Genomic DNA, 16,334 nt, shown 5'->3' on the forward strand with positions numbered 1-16,334 from the left:
GGTGGAAGCGTCAAAGGCCGCCGCGGCCTTGGCCTGGGCGGCGGCGGCCACGCACTTCAATTCCTCCAGCGCCCGGATCTCGTTGATCAGGCAGACCCGCTCCGCAGCCTCCAAATCCTCCACACCCCTGGCGAGTCCTGCTGCGGCTCCTTTCGAAGCCCCGGAGGCCGGCAATGGCGCAGTGCTCAACGCGTTGGACAACGCGTTGGAAGCGTCGGGGCCGGGAGCTCGGCTGTCGTCTTTGGCAGCTCTGGAGTAGTACATGTCTTCTATTTTAGTGGCGTAGGGCACATTCTCAGAGGCTTGGCATTACTGGAGTTGTACCCGTAAGTACCATTTTTGGAGCTGGTGAGGCCGGCAGTCACCAGCTGCGCCGTCGCCCGCTCGACGCCTCACCGCCGCTCGACGCCTCACCGCCGTCGCGGCCCGCCGTCGTCGCCGTCGTCGCCGTCGTCGTCGTCACCAGTCGTCGCCGCCCCACCCCGCCACGCCACCGCCCCCACAGTGCGCCGCCGTTACGTCCCCCACTAGCGGCTCCACACATTTCGCCCTTGAGAGACGCGATTTGCATGACCGTTGCACGTCTTGCCGGAATCGTCCGATTTGCGTTGTACAGTTTCTTCGGACCTGCCGCGAGGGCTGGCCGCACCCTACTTCTCCGCCTCTTGGAAGGCCGCTCCAGCCATGACAACAACCCAAACCCTGCCCACCGGTGACCAGGTGGTTCAGGACCTGCCTTGGAAGTGGAAGGTTCAGGGACGCATCTTCATTATTGGCGGCTTGGGTTTCATGTTTGATGCCTGGGACGTCACCCTTAACGGGGTCCTGATCCCGCTGCTGTCCAAACACTGGGATCTGGAACCGGCGCAGGCGGCGTGGATCGGCACGGCGAACCTGCTCGGCATGGCAATAGGAGCGTTCGTCTGGGGGTCCATTGCGGACGCCATCGGCCGCAAAAAGGCATTCACCGCCACGCTGCTCGTCTTTTCGCTCTTCACCGTGCTGGGTGCTTTCTCCCCCGACATCGTCTGGTTCTGCATCTTCAGGTTCATGGCGGGCTTCGGCCTGGGCGGCTGCGTGCCGGTGGATTACGCACTGGTCGGTGAGTTCACGCCCCGCAAGCAGCGCGGCCGGGTGCTCACCGCCATGGATGGCTGGTGGCCGGTGGGCGCCGCGCTCTGCGGTGCGACGTCGGCCCTGATCATGGCGACCTTCGCGGACTGGCGGTTCACCATGCTGATCATGGTGCTCCCGGCACTGCTGGTGTTCTGGGTCCGACGCTCGGTCCCCGAGTCCCCGCTCTTCCTGGTCCGCAAGGGGCGAACCGCGGAAGCCGAAGTGGTTATCAACGACCTCATCAAGCGCACCGGCTCCCCCGTGACGCAGTGGCGGCTTCCAGCACCCGAGGCGCCACCCAAGTTCTCCTTTGGAGGCGTCGCCACACAGCTGACGGACCTGTGGCGGTACAGCTGGAAAATCACCGTGTCCGCCTGGTCCCTCTTCTTCACCATCCTGCTGGTGTACTACCTGGCCCTCACCTGGATGCCGAAGATCCTCGTTGATGCGGGATTCAAGGAATACGCGGCTTTCTTGACCACCTCGGGCATGGCCGCCGTCGGGCTCCTGGGAGTGGTGGTTGCCGCCCTGCTCGTGGAACGGGTGGGACGCAAGTGGATCCTGGCCGTGACCGGTCCGCTGTCGGCCGTCTTCCTGATCATCGTGGCCCTGGTTCTTGATGTTCCAGCCGCGGCAACAGCGTGGCTCCTCGCCTACGGATTCGTGGTGCAGGTTGCCATCCCGGTGCTCTACGCCTATGTGTCTGAGCTGTATCCCACGGAACTGCGCGGCAGTGGATTCGGCTGGGCGTCGACAATCTCACGGATCGGTGCAGGACTGGGTCCGCTCATCTTTGTCTCCGTGATGTGGCCGTACCTGGGCCTGCCGCTGTCCTTCGGGCTGGCCGGGATCCTGGTGGTCCTGGCCGTGATCTGGATGCTGCGGTTTGCCCCCGAGACGAAGGGCGCGGCCCTGGACTAAGCCGGCGGGCCCTGCGCGCTGAGCCGGCTGAGAGTTTCAAGCAGCAGTCGGCGTTCCTGGATTTTGATCCGCTCGTGCAGGGTCTCTTCGGTGTCGGTGTCCAGCACCTCCACTGCTGCCTGGGCGAGGATGGGGCCGGTATCCACTCCGGCATCAGCGATATGCACCGTGCAGCCCGTGACCTTCACGCCGTAGGCCAGAGCGTCGCGGACGCCGTGCGCGCCGGGGAAGGAGGGCAGCAGCGCCGGATGGGTATTGAGGTAGCGGCCTTCAAACGTGTTAATGAAGTGCTCGTCAACGATGCGCATGAAACCGGACGACAGCACGATATCCGGGTGATACGACGCGACCTTTTCCGTGAGTGCCAGGTTCCAGTCCGAGCGCCGGTCATAGTCGCGGAAGTTCACCACAAAGGTTTCGAACCCCGCGTCCGCCGCCCGCTGCACGCCGTAGGTGCCGGGACGGTCCGCGCCCACGGCGGCGATTTCGACGTCGAGCTCTCCCCTTGCCACAGCGTCCAGGACAGCCTGAAGGTTGGAACCGGTGCCGGACACGAGAACAACAATGCGCATGGGTCAACCTTAGGCTCAGGCGTCACCTAGGGTTAAACCATGAACAACGACGGCCGTACCCCTGATCAGACTCCTTCGCCGTTGCAGCCGGCTACGCAAAAGACGCCGGCCACCGACGAGCAGAAGCAGAGCACCCGCGGTTACCTGCGGATTTTTGTGGCCCTCGTTGTGGCGCTGCTGCTCACATCCGGTCTGGCCCTGCCATGGAAGCTCGTGCCGCTGGTCTTGGGTGTCGCCGCCATCGTGGTCGGAATTCTTACCTTTATTAAGGTCGTGCGCTACGGCATTGGCCCGGCCCAGATGTTTGTCACCGCCCTTGGGCTGGCGGCGTCGCTGGTGATGACCCTCGGCCTCGGATTGGCGGTTGCCACCTGGGACAACACGCAAAAGCTGGAGACCTGCATGGGCAAGGCGCTCACGATGCAGGCCCAGGACAAGTGCCAGTCGGAGTTCACCAATGGACTCCTGCCGCCGCGCTAGACGGCGCACCGCCGGGCGGGCGTCCGTTCGCTCAGCGCCCACCCGTCCGGCGTTTCCCTCAGCGCTCTTCGCGTTCGAGCCAGGGCCCGACGGCGTAACCCACGACGACGCCGATGCCAACCTCCGCGGCAATCCAGAGCCCCGTCCACAGCGGATCTGCGCCCACCTCGACGAAGCGGCCGATGCCCGCGGAACCGCCCGATATGAGAACTGCAGCGGCGGCGAGGATGCCGGCCACCAGACCCACGAAGACGCCCAGCAGGAGCGTGGAGACCGGGGCGGTGAACCAGCGCGCCCTGATCTTCAGGGACAGCCATTCGTCGAAGTGGTTTTCGCCTTCGCGCAGGAACCACCATCCCGCCAGGACGCCCGCGAGCACCGGCAGGATCAGCGCGGCAACCGCATATTCCATCCCGCCTGCCGGCAGGGCGGCCAGGACCGGCACCGCCGGCAGCGGGCCTACGGTTGTTTCCATCGGACTAATGATGCTGCCGGTTCCGATCGCGAAGCCGGCGCCCGAAGTCCAGCCCAGGGCCCAGCCGACGAAGTTGGGCATGAGCCCCAGCTCGACGACGGTCAGCACCGCGCCGCCGATGATGCCGGCGTCCAGATGTTGGTAGACCGAAACAACGTCAGCCCAGCTCATGACGAGCGCTGCGGTGAGCAGCAGGGCGGAAAAGCCCAGGGCAGCAGTGATGCCGACAACCCCGGCGCGGACCACTGACCACAGGTACGATCCGGCCCAGCGCGAGTGCTGGCTGGTGCGGGAGATCCAGTCGGTCAGGTCCATGCCGATCAGCCGCACCCAGGATCCGGCCTCCCGGCGTGCACCGACGACCAGGCCCAGTCCGGCAGCGATCAGCGGCACCAGGGCTCCGGCCGTCACCGAGACGGAGACGTCGTCGTTGGTGGAAAAGTGGGCGGCGGTTCCGCCGAGCACCGCGTACGTTAGCAGCGCGCCCAGCAGTGCCTGCCACAGCTGGTCGGTGTAGGACGCCCTGGCCAGCCGTCGCCCTGCCCGCCAAGACAGGAAGAACGGAATAAGCGCCAGTCCCAGCGGAAACAGGGACAGCACGCCGGTGGTTTCGTCGGCGCCCACTGTCCCGCCAGGGAAGGTGAGGTTCAAGGACACTCCGTGAATCAGGAGCCATCCTTGCCCGCCCAGCTGGGCGAGCGACGCGAAGTCGCGGTCGTTAAAGCCGTCGGCAAACCACACACCGATCAGCGGCAGGAATATCAGCAGGGCGGAGAGGACTGCGGCTTGGCCGAGTTCGACCACTCCCTGCAGCCACAAGGGCATGGGTAGGACGCCCGGGGATTTCGGGCGGGTAAAAAGTTTCATCTCCACTATCGTCCCATTCACCGCCGGGCGGGTGGTTCAGGACGAGCCGTGTCGGGTGCCAAGCGGCCCCGCTCGGGCCCGGCAGGCAGGCGAACGGGACCTAGCCCGCGAGGTCGATGATGCCTTTAACCAGGGCAGCCGCGGCACCGAAGAACGCAAGGATCACGACGGCGGCCCGCGCCTGGTCATCGCGGATGAAGCGCTGCAGCTTCTCGCCGGCGTAGATGCCGCCGACGATCATCAGCGCGATCAGGGCCCAGGCCCAGGCTCCGAACGGAGGCATCTGGCCGGGATCAAGGGACAGCTTGGTGGTGAGGGTCACGATGGCGATGGTGACGAAAAAGGGCTGCAGGGTGGCGGCGAACGGGCGCTGCGGCCAGCGGGCCATGAGGGCATAGGCGCTCACCGACGGGCCGCCGACGCCGGCCACGGCGTTGGTGACTCCGGAGAGAAAACCCGCTACCGCCTTGGGTCCGTTGCCGGTGATTGTCACCGAGGTCCGCTGCATCAGCAGCGACACGGTCAGCGCAACCAGCACAACGGCGCCCACCACCACTGCCATGGGTGCGGACGGCAGGTACACAGCAGCCACGGAAGCGGGAATGCTTCCGCACACCGCCGGGATCGCCAGCCACCGGTACATGCTCCAGTCAATGTCCTTCCAGACCCGCAGCATGATCAGCGCCGAGGAGACCAGCCCGCAGACATTCACCATCAGCACTCCCCCGTGCGAACCCAGGATGATCACCAGGAACGGCGAGATGAGCAGGGCGAACCCCAATCCGGCAATCCGCTGTGCGATGGCTCCGATGAAAACAGCCACGAGTACGACGATGAGGAGTCCGGTAGTCACTCGAACACACTACGCTGAGCGCATGGTTTCCCCCGTTTCGGTCCTTCAGACAGCGGATTGGCGGCAGCGCGTGTTCGGCCTGTACGCCCAGGTGCGACTCACTGCGCAGGAGGTGTCGCCGTCGTACGCGCACGGACTGTGGCGCGCGGAACGGGACCGGCTCTTCGCCGAGCATCCGGCGTCGCCGCTAAAGCCGGCGGCCCGGGCGCGCTTCCGCGGCCTGGAGATCGGCGCCTACGATCCGGATTTGCGCTGCGATGCGGTGATCGACGACGACGGCGCGGGCCAGGTGATGGACGTGCCCACCGGGACTGACGGCGTCGTGCCCTTTGTCCGGCTGGGCACCGTGGAGGCCGACGGCGTGGGCCGGCTCGCCGTGTGGCGGCTGGCCTCGTACGGCGGCGGGATTTTCCTGCCGCTGCGCGACGGGCTTTCCGGCACTGACGGCGGCAGCTACGGCGGCGGGCGGTATTTGCTGGACACGATCAAGGGGGCAGACCTCGGTGCCGGCGCCGCTCCCGGGAGTTTGCTCCTGGATTTCAACTTTTTGTACAACCCGTCGTGCGCTTATGACGAGGCCTGGGCCTGCCCGCTTCCGGGTCCCGACAACCGGACGGATGTTCCGCTGCGGGTTGGCGAACTGTACGCGGAATACTAGCCGGGCGTGCCTGAGCTGGACCCGTGACCCCTTCCGGCTCCCCCTCGCTCCCCCTCGCTCCCCGCCGATGCTGCGGAGCTTCCTTCGCCGTCGGGCCGGGGAATGACACACTGGTCCGGTGCAAACGTTTCTCCCCTATGACAGTTTCAGCCGCAGTGCCGGCGTTCTGGACCAGGCCCGGCTGGGCAAACAGCGGGTAGAGACGTTGCAGGTGCTGCGCGCCCTGGTTATCCCCGATTACGGTTGGCAGAGCCACCCCGCGATGAAGATGTGGATGGGGTACGTGCCGGCGCTGACCGCCTACGGGCTGGCCATGACCAAGGAATGGATTGCCCGCGGTCACGCCGACACCGTCTACGAGCAGCTTCTGGAGTTCGCGCCGGAGTCCGACGGCGCCGACGTCGTGCTGCCGCCGTGGTTCGGTGACGCCGCGTTCCACGAGAGCCACCGCTCCAACCTCATACTTAAGTCGCCCGACGTGTACGGGCCGCTCTTTCCGGACACCCGTGCCGGGCTGCCCTATGTGTGGCCGGAGCCGGAGCATCCCGCGCTTCCCGCCGAGCCCGGCGGCGACGCCCTCTGGGTTGCCCGGCCTGCGGCCGGAGGTTCCGCCGAGAGTCCAACGATTGTGTTGCCCATGCTGTCGGCAAAAGGCACTCCCATCGTCGGAAAGAAGGGCCGGCAGCTGGTGCGGTTCCTGGAGGACATGGACGACGGCGACGACGTCGTCCTGCTCGGAGCCGACCGCGCCGTGCTGCGCACCGGCACCGTGGGTCCGGTGCGGCTGACGAACGACACCGCGACGCGCCCCGTCACGGTCACTGGCGAAATCCTGAGATCCGAGTTTGAGCATCCCGCGCTGTTGCAGGATCCGCGGACGCTTTTCCGGGTGCCGCGGCCAGGTTTCCCGACCAGCTAGCGTCTCCGAACGGCTAGCAGCCGAAACCGGCAGGGCTCACGAGGCAGTCATCGGCAACGTTGCGGGATTCGGATTTCCAGACGCTGACGGTTTCGGGCGGCGTATCGAAGATGCCGCGCCCGTCAATCGGAATCATCGGGCCGCCGTTCAGGGAATACTCCGCGGTGAAGTACACGGTGGCATGAATCTGAAAATTACCGGTCGATGTGTAAGCGTGGCTTGTCGCGGTCGGTTCACCGATTTGCAGGTCAGGGAGGGGTGCCCCGGAGTCATAGCTCAATTCGCTCGGCGTTCCGTCGCCGTAGTGCACGACGTATTCGGTGGGGGTGGCGACAATCTTCACATCCTGGCCCAAAATCACGGTGTTGATGACTTGCACCTCTGAATCCACATAAATATTGGTTTCAGCACCCATCATCGTGTGCGGTCCCGGCTGGGAAGCTACCTTCCCTGCTTGCACCGGGTGCTCCTGGAATTCCGTGAGAAGCAGTGTGGTTACTTCCTCGAGGACCGCCGCCGGATCCTCGGAGTAAACGCACGTCGGGCCGTTATCCTCAAACTCTTCCCAGATTGGGGGATCAACTCTGACTGAGCGCATCCACAGGACGTACTGCCCGTCAGGGCCTTCATCGCACGAATTCCCAGCCAGGCAAAGCAGGTGCCCAACCTCCTCATCGAAGCAAACCAAATCGTACGAGTACATGTAGGTGTCATTTCCGAGGGCAGGCGAATCTGTCCAAACTTGAGTTCCAGGTACCTGGATCCATTGTCCCGTTTTCACGCCCTTATCCGACCAGTCACTCTCGCCTCCGCCACCGGCCGCCTGTGCAGGGGGCGAAAAGGCCAACCCAAGCATGAGCATGACCGTAACCACGAAAGTGATGATGAATCTGCTACCCAGAGTGGAAGCAGACACGGTTCCGTCACATATTTTCAACGAGATCGACAACCCAGTGGTCCCCAACGTACGAGGCCTCCATTATTTGAGCGAATGAGTACTTGTCGGCTGGATTCTCGCCGAAGACCTTTCCGTTCGGTCCCCGGTTGACACTGGCTTCTTGTTTTACGGACAAAATAACTTGAAAGCGACCTTGGGGAGTTTCCACAAAACTGGTCCCAAGAGCCACGATCGTCAGCTTGCCGCCTTCGACCCAGTCCTCTCCAACGTAACCCTCTTCCATGGCGCCATAGAATGACTCGCATATTTCGCACTCCGGCCCGCTTAGTCCCTGCGCCAGAGAAATCTCTCCGGTTTCAGATCCATAATTGATGAGGTCGAACCAATATCTCGCGAAGGCTTCCAATCCCTCTTTCGACTTCTCTCTCGCTACCTCCGGCATCACCGGCAGCGGCACATTCTCGGCAGGCCCTTCTGCTGATGCCGGCTTGTAGGCAGCTGCAGTAGGAGTGGGCGTCGAGGTTGGAGACGCGGAGGCAGATTCGGTAGCAACCGCACTCCCACTCGGCGCCGCGCTATTCGAGCCTTCAGCGGCCTCGGCACCGGGGTCATCGCCAGAACCGGAACACCCGCCCAGCACCAACACCGCAGCAAGACCAAGGGCGCCTAGCCGGGCAGCAGAAAAGTCATCAGAGCGAAAACCGGTGCGGAACATTCAAGAACCCCCAGGGCAAAATGGTGCGGGACTGGACGTGACGCCAATAGTACGAGGCTGCGGCACAGCATACGGAGTTATCCACAGGACACCAGAGAAACCCGGAAACCCGCTGCGCTAAAGGGAAGTAGCGCATATCCCGCAGCGACACCAGCATCCGCCTTACGTCCCGGAACGCCTATCCCCGGGACAACCCACCTAACAGCCAAAACCAGCAGGATTGGCGAGGCAATCGTCGGCCACACTTCGGGATTCAGATTCCCAGACGCTAATAGTCTGCGTCGGCGGGAATGCCAGGGCTCGGCCGTCAATGGGTATCATCGGACCGCCGTTGATCGAGTATCTGCCGGAAAAGTAAATTGCGACGGATACGAAATACTCACCGGGTTCCTCATAAGTGTGGCTTGTTTGCGTCGCGTCCCCGACAAGGTCATCCGGAAGCGGGTCTCCTGGCCGGGACGACGGCCCATATATGGTTCCATCCCCGTAATTCCACTCATACTCCGTGGGGCGGACTTGGATCCGTATGCTCTGCCCCAGCAGCGACATGTCGAATGTCTGCTCCCGTGCCTCGGCATACAGGTTAGTGGGCATGTTGACTAAGGAGAAAGGGCTCGGTTGCAGGGTGAACTGACCGGGATCGATCGGCGCCGTCTGGAATTCTGTGAGGACCAATCCGACCAGCTCAGCGGCAACTTCGTCAGGATCCGAGGTGTAGATACAGGTGGGGGTGTCACCGTACCTGGGCCAGGTCTCTCGAGGGGTTGCCTTCAAACCGCTGTACCACCACACATACTTACCATCCGGCGCAGCATCACATTCAACAGGTTGGCCTGCCAAGCAGTCAATATCACCGGTTTCATCATCGAAGCAGACCGGGCGATAGTAAAAGCCAAACAAACTTTCCGGTGTCCCCGCGTTGACCGGGACAATGTTTCCTGTCTCGGGATCCTTCTGGCGGACAATTCCCTTAACCCCACCCGGCGCCCAACCGCCTTCACTGTCTTTGGCATTAGCTGGAACCATCAAAGAGCTATTAATCGCAATCAACAAGAGAGCCATAAGGCCACCCTGCCACTTAGACCACGACACTTTTCTGCTCACATCTCTAGAGTCTCGAGGGTGACTACATACCACCCGCTGGAGGTGAATACCGCCTCCATCAATTGGACAGCTGGCGTACTGTTCCCTGGATCCGTACCTATGTATCCCGCCGGACCGTAGTAGTGCAGGTCGTCTTGGAGAATAAGTGTGGTCGCTTGGAAGGCACCTTCATCAGTTTCAACGTAGTTAGAGCTGACGTCTTGTAGGTGTAATTTTGCCCCCATCATCCAATCGCTTTCTGCGTACCCGCTATCAAGAACCCTGTAATAACTCAGACAGTTGAAGCAAGTGTCAGCACTAACAGCCCGGACCGGCTCGGGATCCCCAGTTTCATACCCATAATTAACCAGCGCATACCAGTACTCGGCGAAGGCCTCGAGGCCCTCCTTGGACTCCTGCTTCGCCAGGTCGGGCATCACCGGCAGCGGCACATTCTCGGCAGGCCCTTCTGCCGATGCCGGCTTGTAGGCAGCTGCAGTAGGAGTGGGCGTCGGGGTTGGAGACGCGGAGGGAGATTCGGTAGCAGCCGCGCTCCCACTCGGCGCCGCACTATTCGAGCCTTCAGCGGCCTCGGCACCGGGGTCATCGCCAGAACCGGAACACCCGCCCAGCACCAACACCGCAGCAAGACCAAGGGCGCCTAGCCGGGCAGCAGAAAAGTCATCAGAGCGAAAACCGGTGCGGAACATGCAAGAACCCCCAGGGCAAAATGGTGCGGGACTGTGAGTGACGCCAATAGTACGAGGCTGCGGCACAGCATACGGAGTTATCCACAGGACGCCAGAGAAACCCGGAAACCCGCGGCGCTAAAGGGAACTAGCGCGTATCCCGCAGTGATACCAGCATCCGCTTCACGTCCCGGAACTCGTCACTGGTTTCGTACGCGGCAGCACCCTCGAGATAGGACTGCCCCGCGCCCACCGCGTCCGAAGGATAAGAACCGGCGAAGCGCCCGCCGCTGGACTCCGTAAAGGTGAAGAAATCAAACAGACCGCACTGGCCGCGGTCACCGAGTTCACTGATCACCGCATAGGTGGCGACTGCTTCGCCCCGTTCCGGAGAGGACGGCGCCACGGAACGGTAAACGAACCGCTGCTCGGTGCCCTGCTCCGAGTCCAGTTCCGGCATGGGCTCGGTGTCGTACTCCGCGTAAGCCGCCTGCTCATCGGGATCGGCGCAGACCAGGTCGGTGATGATCCCGGTGTCGAGCCGGGCCACCATGTCTCCCTCGGCGTCGTTCACCTGGACCGAGATGCCACCGGCGGGATCGTTCGCCAGCGGCGGCTTCTCCTGCACCGTCCAGTCCGCCCGGTGCTCAAAGACCAGGGATCCGTCCGGCGTCGTATAGGACACCCAGGCTGCCGGGGTGCCGGAGGTCTCACCCGTACCCGACGGAACGGCACAGGATGACATACTGAGCACAAGCAGCGTCGCCGCAGCCAGCGTGGTGTTACGGTATCTCACATCAGCTCCCGGAGATGTCCGCGCTAGCACCCAATGCTACTCAGCAGTGGCACCCGCGCCCAGAGCATCCGGGTTTTCCGGGGAATGCCCGGCACATCCGGGCCGCACCCCGGAGACCAGCACCACACTATGTGCAGAGCCGCACGAGCCGCACTCTTCAGCCGCGGCCCGCCATGCCCGCACACGAACTTATTGGAGGTTCCGATTACAGATATAGCCGCAGAACACGATGTGTATTTCGGTACCCCCGAGCCCGTGCATGAAAGCGAAAATCTCCAGACCGCCTCCCTGGCAGTCATCGAGCGGGTGGAGCACCGGCCCGACGTCGTCAAGGTCAAGGGCCGCCTGACGCTGATGGACACTGGCCTGACCCCGCACCAGGCCATGGTCCAAGACCTGCTGTTTGTCCGGAAAATCCTGGACAACGCCGGCATCACCTACCTTCTGGTGCGCGGCAACGACCAGCGCCCGGTCATCGCCATTGACCTCGCACACCGCGAAGAACTGCGCCGCGCCCTGGTGGAGGCCTGCCGCGAGGAACCTTTCTACGCGCGCAGCGTCGACACCAAAAAGACCCGCACCCTGCTCATCGCCGACGGCGAACTCTGGCCGGCGGACAAGTCCCGGATCATCCGCGTCTTCCGCCCCCGCGCCGTCAGCGGCACCAACCTCACCTTCGGTCCCTCCGCCGGCGTGCAGCTGGAGCTGTGGGACCTCACCGGCCCGGCGATCACGCTGCCGGTGGAGAATTCGCTGACCCGCCGCACCCTGCCGGCCAGTGAAGTGGTCCGCGGCACCGTGGAAAAGCACGGACTGACCTGGCCGACCATCGAGAACATGTTCGCCGACCATGCCACCGACATCGACTTCGACGTGGATCTCGTCTTCTCCTGGGTGGACGGCAGCTCCGCCGAGTACCAGGCTGCGCGCGCGGCCCGGATGAAGGACGCCGTCGTTGGTGAAGGCGACGACCACGAGGCCCGGTTCCGCCACGTCAACGAGCTCAAGTACGCCCTGCGCTCGGTGTACATGTTCGCACCGTGGATCCGGCGGATTTTCATCGCCACGGACTCGGACCGTCCCGAGTGGCTGGCCGACCATCCGTCGGTGACCTTTGTGCGCGCGGAGGAACATTTCAAGGATCCCTCGGTGCTGCCCACGCACAACTCGCAGGCGGTCGAGGCCCAGCTGCAGCACATCCCGGGCCTGGCGGAGCATTTCCTGTACTCCAACGACGACATGTTCTTCGGCCGGCCGGTGGGACCGGATCTGTTCTTCTCCCCCGGCGGGATCACCAAGTTCATCGAAGCCAGCACCCGGATCGGTTTGGGCGCGAACGATTCCGAGCGCAGCGGCTTCGAAAACGCAGCGCGCGTCAACCGGCGCCTGCTGTGGGAGCGCTTTGGCCGGATCACCACCCGGCATCTGGAACACACGGCCGCTCCGCTGCGAAAGAGCGTGCTCCTGGAGATGGAAAACGCGTTTCCGGATGAGTTCGCCGCCACGGCGGCGAGCAGATTCCGCGCCAAGGACAACATATCGGTGACCAACTCGCTGTACCACTACTACGCGCTGCTCACCGGGCGTGCGGTGACCCAGGAAACCGCGAAGGTGAAGTACGTGGACACCACGTCCTATGCCGGCCTGAAGCAGATGGACAAGCTCCTGGCCAAGCGGAACATGGACCTGTTCTGCCTCAACGACGGCAGCTTCCCGGAAGTCCCGGCCCAGGAACGCGCCGAGCGCGTCACGGACTTCCTGGAGAAGTTCTTCCCGATCAAGGCGCCCTGGGAAAACTAGCGCACGCACGACGACGGCGGAGCCCCCTTGCGTGCGGGGCCCCGCCGTCGTCGTTGTCTGACGCGTTCTTGGTGCAGGCGCCGCTAGCGGCTGACCACCACGTGCTCGTTGGGAACGCAGTGCGTCATGGTCAGGCCCTCAACGTTGCGCGGCCCGTTGTGCCCCAGGTTCTTCATCCAAGCCTTTTCAGCCTCGGACAGGGTCTGGGTGGCCAGCGGCCCCAGGTCCTTCACCTCATCCAACCCGATGCCCAGGCCGTCGCCGACACGCGCGCCGAGTTCGTCGTCGCACATGTAGAAGTGCCACAGCATCCGCTCCTGGACCGGACGGATCGCCTCGCTGATGTTGGCGGTGAAGTTGGCGACCAGGTCGTCCTTCTCCCACTGTTCCATCAGCTGGAAGCGCTGGCCGGCCTGGATGTAGTCGTTGGTGCGCGGCAGACGGGCACGGGTCAGCTTGCCGGTAAGGTCCGGCCCCTGCTCCTCATGGGCCGGCTTGAGCGCTTCCGGGATGCCGCCGGTGATTGAGGGTTCGTAATTCACATGCGGATTCTGCCCCGGCGCGAGGTCGGTGAAGTACGACATCTGGCCGCCGCGCTGGTTGGTGGCCGCCGGTGCGTGCTTGGGTGAGTTCACCGGCAGCTGCAGGTAGTTCGGCCCGACCCGGTAACGCTGGGTATCCGAATAGCTGAAGGTGCGCCCCACCAGCATCTTGTCGTCGGAGAAGTCCAGCCCGTCCACCAGCACACCGGTGCCGAAGGAAATCTGCTCAGCCTCGTTGTGATGGTCGGTGATGTTCCGGTTCAGCGTCATGGTGCCCACGAACTTGGGCTCGAAGTCCTGCTCCGGCCAGGTCTTGGTGTCATCGAGCGGATCCCAGTCCAGCTCCGGATGATCGTGGTCATCCATCATCTGCACGTAGAGGTCCCACTTGGGGTAGTTGCCGCTTTCGATGGCCTCATACAGGTCCTTGGAAGCATGCCCCAGGTCGTTGGCCTGGATGTTGGCGGCGTCCTCCTCGGTCAGGGATTTCACGCCCTGCTGCGGCAGCCAGTGGTATTTCACCAGCTTGGTGTCGCCCTGCTCGTTCACCCATTTGTAGGTGTTCACGCCAAAACCCTGCATGTGCCGGTAGTCCGACGGAATGCCGCGCGGGCTGAACAGGTTCACCAGCATGTGCATGGATTCGGGGGTCTGGGACATGAAGTCGAAGATCCGTGCCGGTTCCTGCCGGAAGGTGATGGGGTCCGGCTTCAGGGAATGGATGACGTCCGGGAACTTGATTGCGTCGCGGATGAAGAAGACGCCGAGGTTATTGCCGACCAGGTCCCAGTTCCCATCCTCGGTGTAGAACTTCACCGCGAAACCGCGGGGGTCGCGGGAGGTCTCGGAGGAATCGCGGCCGCCAATGACCGTCGAGAACCGGATGGCGACATCGGTCTTCTTGCCCGGTTCGGAGAGCAGCCGGGCCCGGGTGTAGCGGGAGATCGGCTCATCTCCCCATTTCCCTGACGCTTCGAACTCGCCGTAGGCCACGAAACCGCGGGCGTGCACCACGCGCTCGGGGATGCGTTCGCGGTCGAAGTGGCTGATTTTCTCGAGGAAGGGATAATTCTCCAGCGTGGCCGGGCCGCGAGGGCCAACGGTGCGGCTGTTCTGGTTGTCGTAAACCGGGTGGCCCTGACGGGTGGTCAGGTGCTGTCGGACGGGCTTCTGCTGCTCGCCGTCGGCGGGGATCGGGTTTTCTGCGTCAGTCATTACGTTCTCTCCGTGTCGGTGTTCGAACTGATCAGGGTGAGGTGTTCCACTTCAACTCTTAGTGCGGTCTGCTTCACACGTCAACTGCGCCTCGCCGCCGCCCGCAGTGGCGGCAACCGCCGCCGCTTGGCACACTGGGGCCATGACTACTGAAGATCTCCCGCCCGTTGTGGATTTAACCCCCGAGCAGAGCTGGAAATACCTGGAGAAGACCTTCCATGGCCGTTTGGCGGTCAGCGTAAACAACCGGCCGAGCATTTATCCGCTCAACTATTACGCGCACGACGGCGTTCTCCTCTTCCGTACCAGCCCGGGCACCAAGCTGGCAGAGTTGACCGTGAACGACCACGTGGCCTTCGAGGCCGACGGGATTCACAGTGACCAGGCCTGGTCAGTTGTCGTCAAGGGCACTACGCGCCAGCTTGAGAATCAAAGCGAGATCGACGCAGCCGATGCACTGCCGCTGCAGCCGTGGGTGCGGACGCTGAAGTACCGCTACGTGGAGATTCGCCCGGAAAGCGTCACCGGGCGCTTCTTCAATCTGGGCCCGGAGCCTGAGCGCCATGCAGAGGAGGGCTGACGCCCCAGGCTAAGGGTTAACTCCTCAGGCGGAGGTAACGCCTCAGGCGGAGGCCAGCTGCTGCGCGTCGAGGATGCGGACGCCGGCCGCATCCAGGCGGCGGCGGGTTTCCACCTCGTCCACCCGCTCGCCGACCGTTTTGTTCTCCTCCAACGGCACGACCGAATGCACCACTGAGTCCTCATAGACGTGCACCATGTTGTACGCCTGCCCGGCGTCCTGGCCGCGGGTTCCCGGGGTGGTCAGATCCTGGGTGTAACAGGTCGCTGACGCCACGGACACGGGGATGCCGGCAAATGTGGCAAACGTCGAGTAGTGCAGGTGGCCCGCGATGATGGACCGGACATCCGTTCCTTCCAGGACGGCGGCGAGATCCCGCTGATGGCGCAGCTCCACCAGGACGGTCAGGTCCTGAACACTGGGGACCGGCGGGTGGTGCATGGCCAGGATGGTGCCCTCGGGTGCCGGCGTCTTTAAAACGTTCCGGAGCCAGTTCAGCTGGGCTCCGCTGAGCTCGCCGTGATGGTACCCGGGCACCGTGGTGTCCAGCGTGATAATCCGGAGTCCGTTGACCAGATAAACGCGGTCCACCGGTGCCATGTCCGGGGCTTCGCCCAGCAGCGCGCTCTTGAGGTTTTCGCGGTTGTCGTGGTTGCCCATGGCCCAGATCAGCCGGGCGCCCATCCGTGCGGCAACCGGGGCCACGATGTCGCGGAGTTTGCTGTATGCCTGCGGTTCGCCCTTGTCCGCCAGGTCGCCGGTGAAGACGATGGCTTCGGGCTTTTGTCCTGAAACTTCCAGTCTGGCGAACAGCTCGGCCAGCTTGGCCTGGCTGTCAACTGCGCCGTAGAGCGGGTTCGTGCCGCCGACCAGGTGTGTGTCGCTGAGATGAAGAATAAAGTGACGCGGCCGGGGATGTTCGGCCGGGAGGGAATCCATGAGGACCTTCCAGTGTCGACGACAGCTGCTACTGCTTTCGTTCTCCTCCATAAAAGCAGAGTTTCGAGTCGAGGGTTAACCACCGGCGGCGTGTTGTCCGCTCACGTAGTTCAGGTATCCCCCGATCCGGGAGCCGCCGAACGCCCCGCCGCACCCGGCCTCCGGTTGGATTACTTGCTCTGGCGCACTGCCCGTCCCGGCCGTAGGCTCATGGTT

General features: G+C 63.5%; 17 protein-coding genes. 6 read left to right on the forward strand and 11 right to left on the reverse strand.

Translation table 11 applies throughout. From position 1 onward, the window contains the following. A partial coding sequence (locus QNO00_RS12940; RefSeq protein WP_284024782.1) for a hypothetical protein occupies positions 1–264 on the reverse strand: 264 nt, incomplete at its 3' end. Positions 265–684: 420 nt separating this feature from the next. On the opposite strand from QNO00_RS12940, the gene QNO00_RS12945 reads away from it, so the two are divergent. Beyond that, positions 685–2,037, forward strand: a complete 1,353-nt coding sequence (locus QNO00_RS12945) for an MFS transporter (RefSeq protein ID WP_284024783.1) — start codon at positions 685–687, stop codon at positions 2,035–2,037. On the opposite strand, the gene purN is transcribed toward QNO00_RS12945, so the two are convergent. Next, positions 2,034–2,609 carry a phosphoribosylglycinamide formyltransferase gene (gene purN / locus QNO00_RS12950; protein ID WP_229964610.1) on the reverse strand — a complete coding sequence of 192 codons (576 nt, stop codon included), beginning with the start codon at positions 2,607–2,609 and terminating at the stop codon, positions 2,034–2,036. The genes QNO00_RS12945 and purN overlap by 4 nt on opposite strands. A gap of 39 nt (positions 2,610–2,648) precedes the next feature. Here purN and QNO00_RS12955 point away from each other — a divergent pair, with 39 nt between their 5' ends. After that, complete coding sequence (locus QNO00_RS12955; RefSeq protein ID WP_229964609.1) at positions 2,649–3,089, forward strand: hypothetical protein; 441 nt, start codon at positions 2,649–2,651, stop codon at positions 3,087–3,089. Positions 3,090–3,147: 58 nt separating this feature from the next. Here QNO00_RS12955 and QNO00_RS12960 read toward each other — a convergent pair whose 3' ends face one another. Next, positions 3,148–4,431 carry a cell division protein PerM gene (locus QNO00_RS12960; RefSeq protein ID WP_284024784.1) on the reverse strand — a complete coding sequence of 428 codons (1,284 nt, stop codon included), beginning with the start codon at positions 4,429–4,431 and terminating at the stop codon, positions 3,148–3,150. A gap of 100 nt (positions 4,432–4,531) precedes the next feature. Then, entirely contained in the window at positions 4,532–5,284 is a 753-nt protein-coding gene (locus QNO00_RS12965) for a TSUP family transporter (protein ID WP_284024785.1), read from the reverse strand. Between the two features lie 22 nt (positions 5,285–5,306). On the opposite strand from QNO00_RS12965, the gene QNO00_RS12970 reads away from it, so the two are divergent. After that, entirely contained in the window at positions 5,307–5,942 is a 636-nt protein-coding gene (locus QNO00_RS12970; RefSeq protein WP_229964606.1) for a DUF1684 domain-containing protein, read from the forward strand. A 118-nt stretch (positions 5,943–6,060) separates the two neighbouring features. Beyond that, on the forward strand, positions 6,061–6,861 hold the full coding sequence (locus QNO00_RS12975; protein ID WP_284024786.1) for an MSMEG_6728 family protein: 801 nt from the start codon (positions 6,061–6,063) through the stop codon (positions 6,859–6,861). Positions 6,862–6,874: 13 nt separating this feature from the next. Here QNO00_RS12975 and QNO00_RS12980 read toward each other — a convergent pair whose 3' ends face one another. The 5 genes from QNO00_RS12980 to QNO00_RS13000 form a co-directional block, all read right to left on the reverse strand. Further along, positions 6,875–7,777, reverse strand: a complete 903-nt coding sequence (locus QNO00_RS12980; protein WP_284024787.1) for a hypothetical protein — start codon at positions 7,775–7,777, stop codon at positions 6,875–6,877. Between the two features lie 7 nt (positions 7,778–7,784). Continuing rightward, positions 7,785–8,474, reverse strand: coding sequence for a DUF6318 family protein (locus QNO00_RS12985; RefSeq protein WP_284024788.1), 690 nt, complete (start codon positions 8,472–8,474; stop codon positions 7,785–7,787). A gap of 198 nt (positions 8,475–8,672) precedes the next feature. Then, positions 8,673–9,536 (reverse strand): PKD domain-containing protein, encoded by an 864-nt coding sequence (locus QNO00_RS12990; protein ID WP_284024789.1) that lies wholly within the window; start codon positions 9,534–9,536, stop codon positions 8,673–8,675. Positions 9,537–9,574: 38 nt separating this feature from the next. After that, entirely contained in the window at positions 9,575–10,267 is a 693-nt protein-coding gene (locus QNO00_RS12995; RefSeq protein WP_284024790.1) for a DUF6318 family protein, read from the reverse strand. 127 nt (positions 10,268–10,394) lie between these two features. Further along, positions 10,395–11,042, reverse strand: a complete 648-nt coding sequence (locus QNO00_RS13000) for a hypothetical protein (RefSeq protein ID WP_284024791.1) — start codon at positions 11,040–11,042, stop codon at positions 10,395–10,397. 129 nt (positions 11,043–11,171) lie between these two features. On the opposite strand from QNO00_RS13000, the gene QNO00_RS13005 reads away from it, so the two are divergent. Further along, positions 11,172–12,842: a stealth family protein gene (locus tag QNO00_RS13005; RefSeq protein ID WP_284024792.1), complete on the forward strand. Its 1,671-nt coding sequence runs from the start codon at positions 11,172–11,174 to the stop codon at positions 12,840–12,842. Positions 12,843–12,925: 83 nt separating this feature from the next. Here QNO00_RS13005 and QNO00_RS13010 read toward each other — a convergent pair whose 3' ends face one another. Beyond that, the gene (locus QNO00_RS13010; protein WP_284024793.1) at positions 12,926–14,599 is read right to left on the reverse strand and encodes a catalase; all 1,674 of its coding nucleotides are present in this window, start codon (positions 14,597–14,599) and stop codon (positions 12,926–12,928) included. A 142-nt stretch (positions 14,600–14,741) separates the two neighbouring features. On the opposite strand from QNO00_RS13010, the gene QNO00_RS13015 reads away from it, so the two are divergent. After that, the gene (locus QNO00_RS13015) at positions 14,742–15,179 is read left to right on the forward strand and encodes a pyridoxamine 5'-phosphate oxidase family protein (protein WP_229964598.1); all 438 of its coding nucleotides are present in this window, start codon (positions 14,742–14,744) and stop codon (positions 15,177–15,179) included. 42 nt (positions 15,180–15,221) lie between these two features. Here QNO00_RS13015 and QNO00_RS13020 read toward each other — a convergent pair whose 3' ends face one another. After that, positions 15,222–16,118: a phosphodiesterase gene (locus QNO00_RS13020; protein ID WP_284024794.1), complete on the reverse strand. Its 897-nt coding sequence runs from the start codon at positions 16,116–16,118 to the stop codon at positions 15,222–15,224. Between the last annotated feature and the right edge of the window lie 216 nt (positions 16,119–16,334).

Origin of the sequence: Arthrobacter sp. zg-Y1219 (assembly GCF_030125545.1) — a bacterium.
Lineage (GTDB): Bacteria > Actinomycetota > Actinomycetes > Actinomycetales > Micrococcaceae > Arthrobacter_B.